A 14,157-nucleotide genomic window follows, 5' to 3' on the forward strand; every position below is an offset into this window, starting at 1 on the left:
TCCTCTCACACGAAAATCTGTCTCTTTTTCGAGTATATCATCAGCCCGTCCGCTTCGGTATACTAGTAGTGATTGCTTGGACAAGGAAGGGATTTCACATGACGTATCGCATGCTGTATTGGCTAACCGTACTGCTCCCGCCCATTGTGATCGGCGGGTTTGAATTTGTCCGTCACGATTTTCTTCTGTCATACATGTCAATGGAGACGGGAAACGTCTACATCACGTTGTTAACCCTGCTGCTTTCGTTTCTGTTTGCAACCTGGATGTTTCGGAAAATTGAACGGATGAACGCCAGACTGGTGGTGGAACAGGCTCGTCGCGCCGTGTACGAGGAACGGGAACGACTGGCCCGGGAACTTCACGACGGCATTGCCCAATCGCTGTTTTTTCTCAACGTAAAGCTGAAACAGGGACAATTGGATGACGCCCGCATCGCTGTATCGGCCATCGATAATCACGTACGACAGGCGATCTTCAACCTGCGCTCGCTTCCGGAAGAAGGAAGCAGCTTTCCGCAGCGCGTGGAGAAGTGGCTGGGACAGTGGAGCGCTCTTTCGGGAGTGGATGTTACCCCAGACCTGACGGTGAAAGACGGCTTTTTTTCACCCGCCGAGGAAGTCCAGCTGTTCGGTATTATTCAGGAGGCGTTCGCCAACATTCGCAAACACGCTCAGGCCCGTCATGCCTGGATTCGCTTGACGACCAAAGAACACAGACGATGGGAGCTGGTCATACAGGATGACGGAGTGGGACTTGGAGAAACAGACGAGAGGTCTAAAAAATACGGACTTGCCATGATGAGGGAGCGAGCCAAGCAACTGGGCGCGGTCATCACCATCGCGCCGCGAGCAGCTGGCGGTACGGAAATACGCCTTGCTGCAGGAAACGGAGGAAATGGACATGAATGAATACCGCGTACTGATTGCCGATGATCATCCCATGGCGAGGATGGCCATTCGCAGCCTGCTGGATCAGGATCCGTCTTTTCGTGTCATCGGGGAAGCTTCCGACGGAGAGGAAGCGTACCGGCTATGCGGGGAACTGCAACCCGATCTCGTCTTGATGGATATCAACATGCCGAAATGGACCGGATTGGAAGCCACTCGTGAAGTGAAGAAAGCCTATCCGCACATCAAGGTAGTCATTCTCAGCGTCTCCGACGACGTGGCAGATCTCATTTCCGCCATCCAATTCGGGGCTCAGGGTTATTTGCTGAAAAACCTGGAGCCGGATGATTGGATTGCCTATCTGCATGCCTTGCTGGATGAAGACAGCGATATCTCCCGTGAAATGGCGAACCGTCTGCTGCATCATTTTCGCCGCCAGGAGATCCCAGATGAACCTGGTCCGGACGTGCTGACGCCAAGGGAAAGAGAAATACTCATGTACGTCGGCGAAGGAAAAACCAACCGGGAGATCAGCGACCAGTTGATCATCGCGGAAAATACGGTAAAGAATCACATCAAAAATATCCTGGAGAAACTTCAACTGACGAACCGGGTGCAGCTGGCCGCCTATGCAGCACGGCATCACCTGGAGAAAAAACAAATGGGCGGGTAACAGTTGCACACTCTCCCTCATACTCTGAATCACATAAACGCGCATGAGACGTCTGGCTGCTATTTTTGCCTCGAGGAAACATTTTTCCACAAGTAAAATAGTGTTGCACAGCGTCATTATTTTGTGATAAAGTTGCCTTAGGGAAACAAAAATGCGTGTAGATAAAAAGTTTGGAGGAGGGACAAACGATGTATTTTTTGCATCGTTTCAACGGTTGGAAAACCTGGTCCGTCGGCTTGCTTGCCTTTGTCTTGCTGCTTGGAGGATGCAGCAGTGAAGGACAATCCGGCGGGACTGCGAACGGAAAATGGAAAGTGACGACAACCACCGGGATGGTAGCCGACATTGTGAAACAGGTAGGGGGAGACCACGTCGAAGTGACTCAGTTGATGGGTTCCGGCGTCGATCCTCACCTGTACAAGGCGTCCGAGGGAGACATCAAGCGTATCAACGACGCCGATATCATTTTTTATTCCGGGCTTCACCTGGAAGGAAAAATGGTGGAGATCTTCGAAAAAATCGGCGCGAAAAAGCCGGTCAAAGCGGTTACTGCCCGTTTGACCAAGGAACAGCTGCTGGCTGATCCCGCTGCACCCAACAGCCCGGACCCGCACGTCTGGTTCGATGTATCCCTGTGGATGAAAGCGGTAGAACAGGTACGTGATGATCTCGCCGCATTCGATCCGGCACACAAGGATACCTATACGGTCAACGCTGAAAAGTATCTGAAAGAGTTGAAAGCACTTGACGAGTACGCTCGCAACCAACTCGCCACCATCCCCAAAGAGCGTCGCGTACTGGTTACCGCTCATGACGCTTTCCACTATTTCGGCCGCGCCTACGATGTGGAGGTAATGGGCCTGCAAGGCATCAGCACGGCGTCCGAATACGGCTTAAAAGACGTGCAAGGTCTTGTCGATACACTGGTATCGCGCCAAATTAAAGCCGTCTTCGTCGAGTCGTCCGTACCCAAGCGCTCCATCGAAGCCGTTGTGCAGGGAGCAGCAGCGAAAAACCACACCGTCATCATCGGCGGCGAGCTCTTCTCCGATGCCATGGGCGCCCCCGGCACACCGGAAGGCACTTATATCGGGATGGTCAAACACAACGTTGACACGATCGTGAAAGCCCTACAGTAGTCAGGAAGGAGTGATGGCAATGGCAGCGACGCTTAGTACACCGCTGGCAGTTCGCGACTTGACCGTCGCCTATCAGAAGAAACCGGTGCTCCGCAACGTAAACGTGGAGGTTCCCGAGGGTAAACTGATCGGCATCATCGGCCCGAACGGCGCCGGTAAATCTACCTTTATCAAAGCCGTGCTGGGCTTGGTTCCGGTCGCGTCCGGGCAGACGGACATCTACGGCAAACCGTATAAAATGCAGCGCAAACTGGTTGGTTATGTACCCCAGCGGGAATCAGTGGACTGGGACTTTCCAACCGATGCGCTCGATGTGGTCATGATGGGTCGCTACGGACGGCTCGGGTGGTTTCGCCGCCCCGGCAAGTCCGATCGAGAATTCGCTCTGGAATGCCTGCGCAAGGTTGGCATGGCCGAGTACGCCGACCGCCAGATCAGCCAGCTGTCAGGCGGGCAGCAGCAGCGCGTATTTTTGGCCAGGGCTCTGGCCCAGGAAGCACAGCTCTACTTCATGGATGAGCCCTTCGCCGGAGTGGATGCGGCTACGGAAAAGGCGATTATCCAACTGCTCAACGAATTGAAGCAGCAAAAAAAGACCGTGCTGGTCGTCCACCACGATCTGCAAACGGTGGAGGAATATTTTGACTGGGTGATCCTGCTGAATCGCCGCATCATTGCCGCTGGACCGACCAGAGAGACCTTTACAGCGGAAAACCTGCAGAAAACGTATGGCGGGCGGCTGCACATTTTTGGCAATCAAGTCCTCCTCGCGTCCGATTCGACAGTCGATGAGGAGGATGCCCGATGAATATCTGGCTCGCCTTGCAAGACCCCAACACGCAATGGGTGCTGACCGGCTGCATCCTGCTCGGCATCAGCAGCGGCGTGCTGGGCTGCTTCGCGTTTTTGCGGGGCCGTTCCCTGGTCGGAGATGCTTTGGCTCATGCAGCATTGCCGGGTGTCTGCCTCGTCTACATGCTGACCGGCTCGAAATCAATTGGGTTGTTTCTGATCGGCGCCGGCGTGGCCGGATTGCTCGCCACCTACTGCATCACGGCCATCTCCCGCCATACCCGCATCAAGGAGGATACATCCCTTGCCCTGACGCTCTCCGTATTTTTCGGCATCGGGATTGTCCTTCTCACCTTTATACAACACAGCGCAAGCGGCAACCAAAGCGGATTGGACAAATTCCTGTTCGGGCAGGCCGCATCACTGGTTTCATCGGACGTAACGACCATTATCATCGTCTCCGCTGTCCTGATCCTGATGACGGCGCTCCTGTTTAAAGAATTCAAGCTGCTTGCTTTTGATCCGGGCTTCGGGCGGGGACTTGGCTTTCCCATGGGATTCCTGGACGGCCTCCTGATGCTTCTGTTACTGATGTCCGTTGTGATCGGCCTGCAGGCAGTCGGCGTCGTGCTGGTTGCCGCCATGCTGATCGCCCCTGCGGTAACCGCCCGTTACTGGACGGATAAGCTGGGGGTCATGGTGGTGCTCTCCGGTTTGTTCGGCGCCTTAAGCGGTGCGTTGGGCACCTTGTTCAGCACACAGCTGGAAAACCTGCCCACAGGACCGACCATCGTCCTGGCCGCAACCTGCTTTTTCGTCTTCTCTCTCCTCTTCTCTCCCCGTCGCGGGGTGGTTGCGCGCCTGTTCCGTTTCCTGCAGCTGCGAAACCGGGTGCTGCAGGAAGATGTGCTGCAGGCACTTTATGAGCGCATGGAACAAAGCCTGAGCAGCGGAGCATCCGCTTTCCATCGCGGGTATGAGGAGGAGAACTTGGTGGAAAAGAGCGGAAAAAGTGTCAACTCGATTCGGCGGGCCATGCAATCCCTGCGGCGTCAAGGGCTTGTAACCGAGCGACTGAGCGCTTCCGGCAAGCAAGGGTGGACGTTTACACCGGAAGGACTGCGGCAGGCGCATCAACTGGTATTGAACCAGCGTCTGTGGGACGTCTACCACATGAATGAAAACCAGTACAATTCCCTGCCGATCGATCAAAATCGGGATCTTTTGGTACCCCAACTCTCTGAAGAGGTGCTGGAGCAAATGCTGAAGCAGCTGGAGGCGTACAATCTGACGCCAAAATTAAGTGAAACCATGCTGGTGAGCGGACACATTCATCCCACCAACCAAGGGGGGCTCTCCTTATGAACACCTTTTGGATCATCCTTACGGGGGCACTGGTGGCGGCATCCTGCGGGTTTTTGGGCTGCTTTCTGATCCTGCGCCGAATGGCCATGCTGGGAGACGCCATCAGCCACTCCATTCTCCCCGGCATCGTGATCGCCTTTCTGTTCAGCGGCAGCCGGGAAACCTTGCCCATGCTGGTCGGCGCCGCCATCATCGGGATGCTGACCGTTTTTATCGTGCAACTGCTGCACCAGAGCGGGGTAAAGTCGGATGCGGCAATCGGTGTTACCTTTACCGCACTCTTCTCCGTGGGTGTGGTGCTCGTTTCGCTGTACACCCAACAGGTTGACCTCGACCTGGATTGCGTCCTGTACGGGGAAATCGCCTACGTGCCGTGGGATACCTGGCAGATCGGCGGAATGGATCTGGGACCGCGTGCCGTATGGGGTGTGGGCGGCGTCTTCCTGTTCAGCCTGCTGATCGTCGGCCTGTTCTTCAAACAGTTTAAACTGGTCAGTTTCGATCCGGCGATGGCTGCCGCCGTCGGCATACCGGTTGTCCTGTTCCACTACCTGTTGATGACGCTTGTCTCGCTGACCACCGTGGCAGCGTTTGAAAGCGTAGGCGCCATTTTGGTGGTGGCCATGATGGTCGTACCGAGCGCAACCGCCTACCTGCTGACGGACCGTCTGCACGTCATGCTGCTTTTAAGCATCGTGATTGGCGTGTTATGTTCGGTGCTTGGCTATCTGCTGGCCTCCTGGCTTGACAGCTCCATTGCGGGCGCCATGACAGCGGTATCCGGGTTCCTTTTCCTGCTCGCATTCCTCTTTTCTCCCCGCCACGGTGTTGTAGCCAAAACGATCGCCCAACGAAAAGTCCGCATGGGCGAACAGCATGAATCGTATAGAAAACGCCAAAAGCCCGCCTGATTTCCATTCAGGCGGGTTTTTGTTTCCCTTTTCTCTATTCCCCGGCGTTTCCGTAGTTGTAGTACACATACGGATCTTTCGGCGCCTTCACCTGTTCGATCTTCGCCGCTTTCAGGACAAGCATGTCATATCCGTCAACGGTTCGCAGTTCAAGCTGCCCCCGCACCATTTCGTAGTGGGTAGCCTCGTGGCGAATCACTCTCTCTACGCCGATCCGAAGCGGATTGCCGCGGGTGATTGCCCACATCACCAAACCGGCGAGAACCGCTACGACAACCGCCCCAAGCCCCCTGTACATCGCCAGGTCGGGCTGCCGCTGAAACGCTATGTAGGTAGATGTCAGCACCACCGGGTTGACGACGGGTCCCGCCAGCAGAAAGACGATCCCGACGTGCACCGGCATGCCTTTTTGTATCAAGCGGCGAACCACCGGGATGATGGCACATTCACATACGGGAAACAAAAAGCCGAGCAAGCTTGCGAACGGAATGGCGATCAGGGGATGCTTCGGCGTCCAGCGCCGAACCTGCTCCGAACACGGGGAAACCCTGCCAGAGGTGTTCCAGCAGGGTTTTTGTGCAGCAGACCTATTCGGTTGTGGCCGCTTCAGCCATCCTGATACATTCCGCGAGCGTATGATGAACGATGGTCTCCAACAACTTGGGATCGGTGGCCTGGCTGTAAATTGCAAAGAGTTGATCACGCATTCCCTTTGCTTCGGCAAGATAACCGGTTCCCTCCTTCATTTTTGCGGAATATCGTTCTTTGATCTCGGCAAGCTCGACGGCGAATTTCTCATCCGTTCCCGGCTCAATCGTCCGTTCATACATATCCACGATCTCATCGCCGACTCTTGACGGAAAATACTCATGCGGTGCCGTGCTGTCAAAGATCGCGACGCTCCGTTCCGGGATCACGAGCATGTCAAGGCTGTTCGGATCAAAGCCGCAGTGGTACACTTCTACGTCGTATCCCTTCTGTTCGGCTTCGGCGGCCAGCTTTTTCAGCATGGTTGACTTTCCTGATCCGGGTCTGCCTTTTATAAAGTAACGCTTCTCGAGATTGGCTGTAAGACTTTGAATGTGATCAACCGGCCCTTTGGGTGTTGCCGCGCCGAAGTACATGTGGCGGGAGCGCCCCTTTTTCGGAAGCGAGTGTTCTCCCAACAGCATATGACCCAGTTCTTCTGTTACGTCGTTTGCTTTCTTGCGGTCAAGCGCGTTGATGTAAAAATACTCCCACTCGTCGTGAATTTGCAGCGCCTGCGCAAACGAATCATACGCTTTTTGGCAGGATTGAGCGATTTGCTCATGCAGTTCCACGATCCTTGTCTTTTGTCCCTGAAGTTTTTCCGTCAGGATGGCTGGAGTCAAATCGACAAACGTTTCGATGACGCCGGGAGCCTTTGGATGGATCGACCGCGGGTAGTTTCCATTGACGACGCCCGTTTTCAAGCCGGGAATCATAACACCATCATATTCATCGTTGACAAAAGGAGAATGGATCCACTCCACGTCCAGGCACCTGTTGGACATTTCTTTCCCAATGGTTGCAATCAGCCTGGAAATCTCCTGCTCGGTCCCCCCGATGAGAATCAACACACGGTCCAGTCCCTTAAGGACCGAGTCATAAAAATGCTGATACCCCTTCGCAGTATTTCCGCCTGCATAAATGTTTCTCTCTTGTTTGCCCACGAAAAACCACTCTCCTTGTTTTTGCCTGCTTGCATCCATGGATAGTGTATGTGTCCGTTTTCCCGTGGGTGTTTGCCCAAAGAAAAACTCTCCTGCCGAGTTGAGCAGGAGAGTGCTTGTGATTTAGTCTTCCATCGTGGAGAGGTCGCCCGTCGGCAATCCAAGCTCCCACGCCTTGAGAACACGGCGCATGATCTTGCCGGAACGGGTCTTCGGCAGCTTGTCGCGGAACTCGATCTCACGCGGAGCGGCGTGTGCAGCAAATCCTTCCTTCACGAACTTCTTGATCTCTTCCATGAGTTCGTCGCTCGGTTCGTAGCCTGCCCGCAGGGAGATGAATGCCTTGATGATCTCGCCGCGAACCGGGTCCGGTTTGCCGATGACTCCGGCTTCGGCAACCGCCGGGTGTTCGACCAGCTTGCTCTCCACCTCAAACGGACCGACGCGCTCACCAGCCGTGTTGATCACGTCATCGATGCGTCCCTGGAACCAGAAGTAGCCATCTTCGTCCTTGTAAGCAGAGTCGCCGGAAACATACCAGCCGGGGAAGCGGAAATACTCTTCGTACTTCGCCTTGTTCTTCCAGATCTGACGCATCATGGACGGCCATCCGACTCGGACCGCCAGGTTGCCCATGCGGTTCGGCGGCAGTTCGTTGCCGTGGTCGTCAATGATCGCCGCGTAGATGCCGGGGAACGGTTTGCCCATGGAACCCGGCTTGATTGGCATGCACTTGTAGTTGGAGATGATCTGTCCGCCTGTCTCCGTCATCCACCAGTTGTCGTGAATACGCTGGTTGAATACCTTCATCCCCCAGTAAACCACTTCAGGGTTGAGCGGTTCGCCCACACTGAGCACGTGGCGCAGCGAAGAGAGGTCATATTGCTTTACGATCTCGTCACCCGCCCCCATCAGCATCCGGAATGAAGTCGGGGCGCTGTACCATATGGTCACTTTGTACTTTTCGATGGTTTGGTACCAACCTTCCGGCGAGAAACGGCCGCCGCGGACGACGTTGGTGGCTCCGTTCAGCCACGGAGCGAAAATGCCGTACGCCGTACCCGTTACCCAGCCGGGGTCGGCTGTGCACCAGTAGATGTCATCCTCCTGGAGATCCAGTATCCATTTTCCTGTCTGGTAGTGCTGAATCATGGCATTGTGTACATGCAGCACTCCTTTTGGTTTGCCCGTCGAACCGGAGGTGTAGTGCAGGATCATTCCGTCTTCACGGTCCACCCATTCGATCTCCAGTTCAGGCGAAGCCTCTCCCATCAGAGCTTCATAGCTCAACTGGCCTTCAGCGAGTTCTTCCTTCGCCCCGACGACAATGATGTGCTTGAGAGCAGGCAGTTCCTTTACAGGGACCCGCGGGAGCAGCGCAGGCGTCGTGACGATTGCCACCGCTTCACTGTCTTCCAGACGGTCACGGACTGCAGCTTCCATGAACGCTTCAAACAAGGGACCGACGATCGCACCGACCTTCAAGGTGCCGAGAACGCTTACATACAACTCGGGCGTACGCGGCATGAAGACGAACACGCGATCTCCTTTTTGGATCCCCAGGCTGCGCAGCACGTTGCCGAACTGGTTCGACAGCTGGCTTAACTGCGCGAACGTATAGCTCTCCTCTCTTGTCTGGTCACTGTAGTGGAGGGCAATCTTGTCCTTCCGTTCTGTCTGGAGGTGGCGATCAATCGCTTCGTACGCCATGTTCACCTTGCCGGTTTCATACCAACTGAACTGCTTTTCTACCTCTGCCCAGTCAAAATTCGCGTATGCTTCCTCGTAGTTTTTCAGGTTGAACTGACCCTCGACAACAGGAATCATTTCCACTTTCATTCTCCCACTCTCCTCGTAAAGACTGAAGATTCTTTTTCATTCAACTTTCGTAATATTTCTTCGTTTCCCGTCAAATTCCTCCTCCCAGTATCTTCATAAGAAAACTGTCATGAAATCTTGTATAATGAGATCGATTTTGCTATAGAAAGTAGAGGTGACAGCAAAGGATGTGGCTGTTGTGTCTGTTGCTTGTCGCTATCGTTTTCCTTCGAGCTTATCGCAATACGTTTGATTTGTCGACGAAAACCGTCTCTGTGGCCATTCGTCCATCGGAGCGTGTTCAAGATACAGAAAAATGGCTGCCGCTTCGGATCCTGCACCTGTCCGATCTGCATATGGAGAACCTGTCCGTCCCGGCGGAGCGAATCGTGGAGGATCACTTCGGACAGCCCATCGATTTGATCGCAATTACCGGCGACCTGCTGGATCGCCACAGAAACATCCCAAAGGCCGTTTCCTATGTGGAGACTGTGATGCAGCTCAAGCCGGTATTGGGTACGTTTGTTGTTTTCGGCAATCACGATTACGTCCTTCGCCCCAACAAGCTGGCCCAGTTGAAAAGCGAATTGGAGCGAATTGGCTGTCACGTGCTGGTAAACCAGAGCATGACGCTCGTGCACAACGGACAAACTCTGCATGTGATTGGGGTGGACGACTATGCCACCCGCCGCAGCAACCTTGCCAAAGCGTTTAAAGGGGTTGCCGCTGAAGGCGTACGGCTGGTGCTTACCCACGACCCGAACGTCGTCTTGCACATGAAAGACTACGAGTACGACTACTTGTTGTCCGGTCACTTCCATGGAGGACAAATTCACTGGCCCAAGCCCTATCACCTTGTCAAAATGGGCAAGCTGCCCAGAATGAACATGGTAAAAGGCCTGCATTTCTACGACAATCGCCCGTTTTACATCAGTGAAGGCCTGGGGCAAACCGGGCTGAACATTCGCCTTCGCTCTCGCCCGGAGATTACGGTGCATACACTGGCTCCGGCATCAGCTCTGCAGCATTCGTCTGCTTCCGAGCTGAATTCCTTCCCGCAGTCAGAGGCGGCTCCCACTTTGGCCATCGAATAAGCTATAATAGGAACAGTTGACTGAGCAGCGGAGGTCTCTGTTTTGGAACTATGGAAGAAAGAAGTGGAACAGATTCGGCAGGCAACCCGCTTGCCGATCGAGGTGAAGAGCTGCCCCGAGCACGACTGGGAACAACTCCTGGCACAATATGAGGCAGACGGTTATGAAATTGTGCAGCACCTGAGGGTACACGGTGAAATTTTGCACGTGGTGATCCCCAATAAAAGCTGGCCGGCGTCCGCGCGGGCCCTTTTGTCGTTGCTTCTGACAAAGCCTGAACAAATAACGCCGCTCCATGATCAGCTGACGGGATGGCTGCAGGGGGTGCTGAGCGGAGCCGAAACTCCCCTTCCGAAACAGATAGAGACAAGGTTCACCTGGCGAGAGAAGCGCGCCTGCTTTCTCCTGGAACGCACTCGCGCGGAAAGTATCTGCCGGAGCGAGATGTGGCAGCAGCTCCTGCAGGATTTTTTCCCGGCTGCCGGTGTCATGCTCCTGCCTCTTACACCCGTCTACCTGCTGCTTGCCGTTCCGCTCTCTGCCCTTTCTGAGGCAGAGGAGCCGGCTTCGCTTTTGGAACTGGCAACCAGTCTGCACGATCTGCTTTCAACGGAGACGGTTGACACGGTTCGGGTAATCGCCGCTCCGCCCATCCATCAGCCCGCTCACCTGGCGAATGCGCTGCGTGACGCTGTCGCCCTTTCCAAAGCACTGCAGCGCTATCGTCCGCGTGTTATGGCGGCCGGCACGTGGCAGTATCCGCTGGAGCGCTGGGCGGATCTGCTTGATCCCTCCGTCGTAAACGCTTTGCGTGACGGCTTGCGCTCGATCCTGCCTGCTCCGTCGTTGACGGGTGAACAGCTCGAGACGCTGGAGACGTTCTTCTCCCAGCAGTTAAACGTAAGCGAAACGGCGCGCCGGCTGTATCTGCACCGCAATACCCTCCTGTATCGGCTGGACAAGCTGACGGAACAGACGAAACTGGACCCTCGCCAGTTTTCCGACGCCATCCTGCTGCAGCTTTCCCTCCTGTTTCGGCAAAACGACTAACCGATTTTGTACAACTTCACCATGGAGCTGTTTTCCCGTTGCTTGCTACAATAAGGATGCAAGCAATTGGGGACAGCTTTTTTTATATGAAACCAAGGAGGGTGTTGACACCATGGCAAAAGTAACCCTGAACCACGTGTACAAACGCTACGGCAATAATGTGACGGCCGTAAAAGACTTTCATCTGGAGATTCAAGACCGCGAGTTTCTCGTTCTCGTCGGTCCTTCCGGCTGCGGAAAGTCGACAACTCTGCGCATGATTGCCGGCCTGGAAGAAATCTCGGAGGGAGATCTGTACATCGGAGACCGTCGCGTGAACGACGTGGCCCCGAAAGACCGGGACATCGCGATGGTTTTCCAAAGCTACGCCCTCTACCCGCACATGAACGTTTACGAAAACATGGCATTTGGCTTGAAGCTGCGCAAATTTCCCAAGGATGAAATCGACAAGCGCATTCAGGAAGCGGCCCGTATCCTCGACATCGCCCATCTGCTGGATCGCAAGCCGAAAGCGCTCTCCGGCGGTCAGCGTCAACGCGTCGCACTTGGCCGCGCCATCGTCCGTGAACCGCAGGTGTTCCTGATGGACGAACCGTTGTCCAACCTGGACGCGAAACTGCGGGTTCAGATGCGTACGGAAATCTCCAAACTGCACCAGCGCCTGAATACCACGGTCATTTACGTAACCCACGACCAGACGGAAGCGATGACCATGGGTGACCGTATCGTAGTCATGAAAGACGGTGTGATTCAACAAGTGGCCACCCCGACCGATATTTACAACCATCCGGTCAACCAGTTTGTTGCCAGCTTTATCGGTTCCCCCGCGATGAACTTCATCAAAGGCCGCGTGGTGGAACAGGGCGGCAAGCTTCTCTTCGAGGGGAAAGGAATAGAGATTCAATTCCCCGAGGACAAGGCAAAGCTTCTGCGTGAAAAAGGCTACGTCGGCAAGCCGGTTACGTTTGGCATTCGCCCGGAAGATATTTACAGCGACAATCAGTTTATTGAGGCAAACCCGTACAAGAGCACCATTTCGGCCGAGATCGATGTGGTGGAAAACATGGGCTCCGAGCTGTTTGTCTACTTCAACAACATTGGCGATACGCAAATGGTTGCCCGCGTCGACGCCCGTGAAGGCCTGAAACCGAAAATGTCGGTGCCCCTCGGGATGGATTTGAACAAATGCCACGTATTTGACAGCGAAACAGAAGAGGCTGTATTCTAATCACAGAGAGAAAACGAGGAATGTCGCCACCCTGACATTCCTTTTGTTTTGTTCACAAACAGATGGGAGAAGAGAAATCATGGGCTACAAAATCGTCTTTTTTGACATCGACGGCACCTTGCTCAACACGGATCATCGCATACCGGCCGACACGGTTGCAGCGGTCCGTGAGCTGCAGGAGAGAGGCATTCAAGTCGCCATTGCTACCGGACGGGCACCGTTTCATCTGCAGCCAATCGCCGAACAATTGGGAATTACCACCTATGTCGGATTTAACGGCTCTTACGTCGTCCATGAGGGCAAGTTGATTTACGAGAGGACGCTGGCGAAGGAATGCCTCGCCGCGCTTGAGAAGATGGCTGCAGCAAACGGACACCCGATGGTTTATCTCAGCAGAGACACCTGCTATGCCAATGTCGATCGACATCCATACGTGATTGAATCGTTCCAGTATTTGCGTCTGGAACCTCCGGCCTTTCATCCCCGTTACTGGGATGAACAGCCGATCCATCAGGCGTTCCTTTACTGTGAAGAGCAGGAGGAAGCACAGTACGTGGACCAATTCCAAGACGTCTCCTACGTACGCTGGCATCGACTGGTGATGGACATTTTGCCGCAGGGCGGTTCAAAGGCATCCGGTATCGAAGCGCTGCTTCGCCATTGCGGGTTGGCTCCCGAAGAAGCGGTAGCCTTCGGAGACGGGCTGAACGATCGCGAAATGCTTGCTTTTGTCGGGATGGGCGTGGCGATGGGCAATGCACACGATGCTGTGAAGCCTGTCGCCAACATGACGACCCTTCACGTAAATGAAGGCGGAATCCGCTACGGTTTGCAACAACTTGGACTGATTCGTTAGGAGGACGATTGTTTTTTATGTCGTGGGACTGGTTTAACGTAATCGGCACGGTGGCGTTCGTGATCAGCGGCGCGGTCGTTGCCATGGAAGAGGAATACGACTTGTTGGGTGTAATCGTTTTGGGGCTGACTACCGCTTTTGGCGGAGGGGTTGTACGCAACCTCCTGCTGGGGATTCCCATGACCACCATCTGGGAACAGGGGACGCTGTTTACCATTGCACTGGCGACGATGCTGATTGTTTTCGTACTGCCTTACAAGTACATTCACTACTGGAACCGCTGGGGTCTGTTTTTTGACGCTGTCGGGCTCTCCGCATTTGCGATCCAGGGAGCCATCTTCGCTACTCAGATGAAATACCCGCTCAGCGCGACCATCGTGGCCGCCGTGATGACAGGAATCGGCGGGGGGATCATTCGCGATGTGCTGGCCGGACGGAAACCGCTCGTATTGAAAGAAGAGATTTACGCTGTCTGGGCAATGGTGGCAGGGCTGGCAGTGGGAATGAAATGGATCCAGACTCCTTTTCACCTGTACTTTCTGTTCTGTGCCATTGTGGTTTTCCGCATGCTTTCCGTGTTTTACCGCTGGAAGCTTCCCCGCCGTTCGTTGAAGCCGGCAACCATTTCAACCGAATAGTAGCTTTTT

14 protein-coding genes are annotated in these 14,157 nt (G+C 54.6%); 11 read left to right on the forward strand and 3 right to left on the reverse strand.

Annotated features, from left to right (window positions below; translation table 11 throughout):
- Positions 1-98 precede the first annotated feature (98 nt).
- From ACE99V_RS05145 to ACE99V_RS05170, 6 genes are all read left to right on the forward strand, one after another.
- On the forward strand, positions 99-911 hold the full coding sequence (locus ACE99V_RS05145; protein WP_400490075.1) for a sensor histidine kinase: 813 nt from the start codon (positions 99-101) through the stop codon (positions 909-911).
- Positions 904-1,563: a response regulator gene (locus ACE99V_RS05150; RefSeq protein WP_400490074.1), complete on the forward strand. Its 660-nt coding sequence runs from the start codon at positions 904-906 to the stop codon at positions 1,561-1,563. The genes ACE99V_RS05145 and ACE99V_RS05150 overlap by 8 nt, the downstream gene beginning before the upstream one ends.
- Positions 1,564-1,751: 188 nt before the next feature.
- Complete coding sequence (locus tag ACE99V_RS05155; RefSeq protein WP_400490073.1) at positions 1,752-2,702, forward strand: metal ABC transporter solute-binding protein, Zn/Mn family; 951 nt, start codon at positions 1,752-1,754, stop codon at positions 2,700-2,702.
- Positions 2,703-2,721: 19 nt separating this feature from the next.
- Positions 2,722-3,510 carry a metal ABC transporter ATP-binding protein gene (locus tag ACE99V_RS05160; protein WP_400490072.1) on the forward strand — a complete coding sequence of 263 codons (789 nt, stop codon included), beginning with the start codon at positions 2,722-2,724 and terminating at the stop codon, positions 3,508-3,510.
- On the forward strand, positions 3,507-4,859 hold the full coding sequence (locus ACE99V_RS05165; protein WP_400490071.1) for a metal ABC transporter permease: 1,353 nt from the start codon (positions 3,507-3,509) through the stop codon (positions 4,857-4,859). Before ACE99V_RS05160 ends, ACE99V_RS05165 begins: the two co-directional genes overlap by 4 nt.
- Positions 4,856-5,770: a metal ABC transporter permease gene (locus ACE99V_RS05170; protein WP_400490070.1), complete on the forward strand. Its 915-nt coding sequence runs from the start codon at positions 4,856-4,858 to the stop codon at positions 5,768-5,770. The genes ACE99V_RS05165 and ACE99V_RS05170 overlap by 4 nt, the downstream gene beginning before the upstream one ends.
- Positions 5,771-5,804: 34 nt before the next feature.
- On the opposite strand, the gene ACE99V_RS05175 is transcribed toward ACE99V_RS05170, so the two are convergent.
- The 3 genes from ACE99V_RS05175 to acsA form a co-directional block, all read right to left on the reverse strand.
- On the reverse strand, positions 5,805-6,473 hold the full coding sequence (locus tag ACE99V_RS05175; RefSeq protein WP_400490139.1) for a permease: 669 nt from the start codon (positions 6,471-6,473) through the stop codon (positions 5,805-5,807).
- A complete protein-coding gene (locus ACE99V_RS05180; RefSeq protein WP_400490069.1) occupies positions 6,358-7,464 on the reverse strand; it encodes a PRK06851 family protein in 1,107 nt (368 codons plus the stop codon). The genes ACE99V_RS05175 and ACE99V_RS05180 overlap by 116 nt, the downstream gene beginning before the upstream one ends.
- A 123-nt stretch (positions 7,465-7,587) precedes the next feature.
- Positions 7,588-9,303: an acetate--CoA ligase gene (gene acsA, locus ACE99V_RS05185; protein WP_400490068.1), complete on the reverse strand. Its 1,716-nt coding sequence runs from the start codon at positions 9,301-9,303 to the stop codon at positions 7,588-7,590.
- A gap of 167 nt (positions 9,304-9,470) precedes the next feature.
- Between acsA and ACE99V_RS05190 the strand changes: the two genes are divergently transcribed.
- From ACE99V_RS05190 to ACE99V_RS05210, 5 genes are all read left to right on the forward strand, one after another.
- Entirely contained in the window at positions 9,471-10,376 is a 906-nt protein-coding gene (locus ACE99V_RS05190) for a metallophosphoesterase (RefSeq protein WP_400490067.1), read from the forward strand.
- Between the two features lie 42 nt (positions 10,377-10,418).
- Positions 10,419-11,426: a PucR family transcriptional regulator gene (locus ACE99V_RS05195; RefSeq protein ID WP_400490066.1), complete on the forward strand. Its 1,008-nt coding sequence runs from the start codon at positions 10,419-10,421 to the stop codon at positions 11,424-11,426.
- Positions 11,427-11,538: 112 nt separating this feature from the next.
- The gene (locus tag ACE99V_RS05200; RefSeq protein WP_400490065.1) at positions 11,539-12,654 is read left to right on the forward strand and encodes an ABC transporter ATP-binding protein; all 1,116 of its coding nucleotides are present in this window, start codon (positions 11,539-11,541) and stop codon (positions 12,652-12,654) included.
- A 79-nt stretch (positions 12,655-12,733) separates the two neighbouring features.
- Positions 12,734-13,510 carry a Cof-type HAD-IIB family hydrolase gene (locus ACE99V_RS05205; protein ID WP_400490064.1) on the forward strand — a complete coding sequence of 259 codons (777 nt, stop codon included), beginning with the start codon at positions 12,734-12,736 and terminating at the stop codon, positions 13,508-13,510.
- A 17-nt stretch (positions 13,511-13,527) separates the two neighbouring features.
- Positions 13,528-14,148 (forward strand): trimeric intracellular cation channel family protein, encoded by a 621-nt coding sequence (locus ACE99V_RS05210; protein WP_400490063.1) that lies wholly within the window; start codon positions 13,528-13,530, stop codon positions 14,146-14,148.
- Positions 14,149-14,157: the final 9 nt, after the last annotated feature.

Origin of the sequence: Brevibacillus soli, assembly GCF_044759095.2 — a bacterium.
Classification (GTDB): domain Bacteria; phylum Bacillota; class Bacilli; order Brevibacillales; family Brevibacillaceae; genus JBIYSM02.

Bases quoted from the DNA above. Each gene is read 5' to 3' on its own strand.
- ACE99V_RS05210 (WP_400490063.1), top strand. From the start codon at position 13,528: ATGTCGTGGGACTGGTTTAACGTAATCGGCACGGTGGCGTTCGTGATC.
- ACE99V_RS05165 (WP_400490071.1), top strand. From the start codon at position 3,507: ATGAATATCTGGCTCGCCTTGCAAGACCCCAACACGCAATGGGTGCTG.
- ACE99V_RS05160 (WP_400490072.1), top strand. From the start codon at position 2,722: ATGGCAGCGACGCTTAGTACACCGCTGGCAGTTCGCGACTTGACCGTC.
- acsA (WP_400490068.1), bottom strand. From the start codon at position 9,303: ATGAAAGTGGAAATGATTCCTGTTGTCGAGGGTCAGTTCAACCTGAAA.
- ACE99V_RS05145 (WP_400490075.1), top strand. From the start codon at position 99: ATGACGTATCGCATGCTGTATTGGCTAACCGTACTGCTCCCGCCCATT.
- ACE99V_RS05200 (WP_400490065.1), top strand. From the start codon at position 11,539: ATGGCAAAAGTAACCCTGAACCACGTGTACAAACGCTACGGCAATAAT.
- ACE99V_RS05205 (WP_400490064.1), top strand. From the start codon at position 12,734: ATGGGCTACAAAATCGTCTTTTTTGACATCGACGGCACCTTGCTCAAC.
- ACE99V_RS05170 (WP_400490070.1), top strand. From the start codon at position 4,856: ATGAACACCTTTTGGATCATCCTTACGGGGGCACTGGTGGCGGCATCC.
- ACE99V_RS05150 (WP_400490074.1), top strand. From the start codon at position 904: ATGAATGAATACCGCGTACTGATTGCCGATGATCATCCCATGGCGAGG.
- ACE99V_RS05190 (WP_400490067.1), top strand. From the start codon at position 9,471: ATGTGGCTGTTGTGTCTGTTGCTTGTCGCTATCGTTTTCCTTCGAGCT.
- ACE99V_RS05155 (WP_400490073.1), top strand. From the start codon at position 1,752: ATGTATTTTTTGCATCGTTTCAACGGTTGGAAAACCTGGTCCGTCGGC.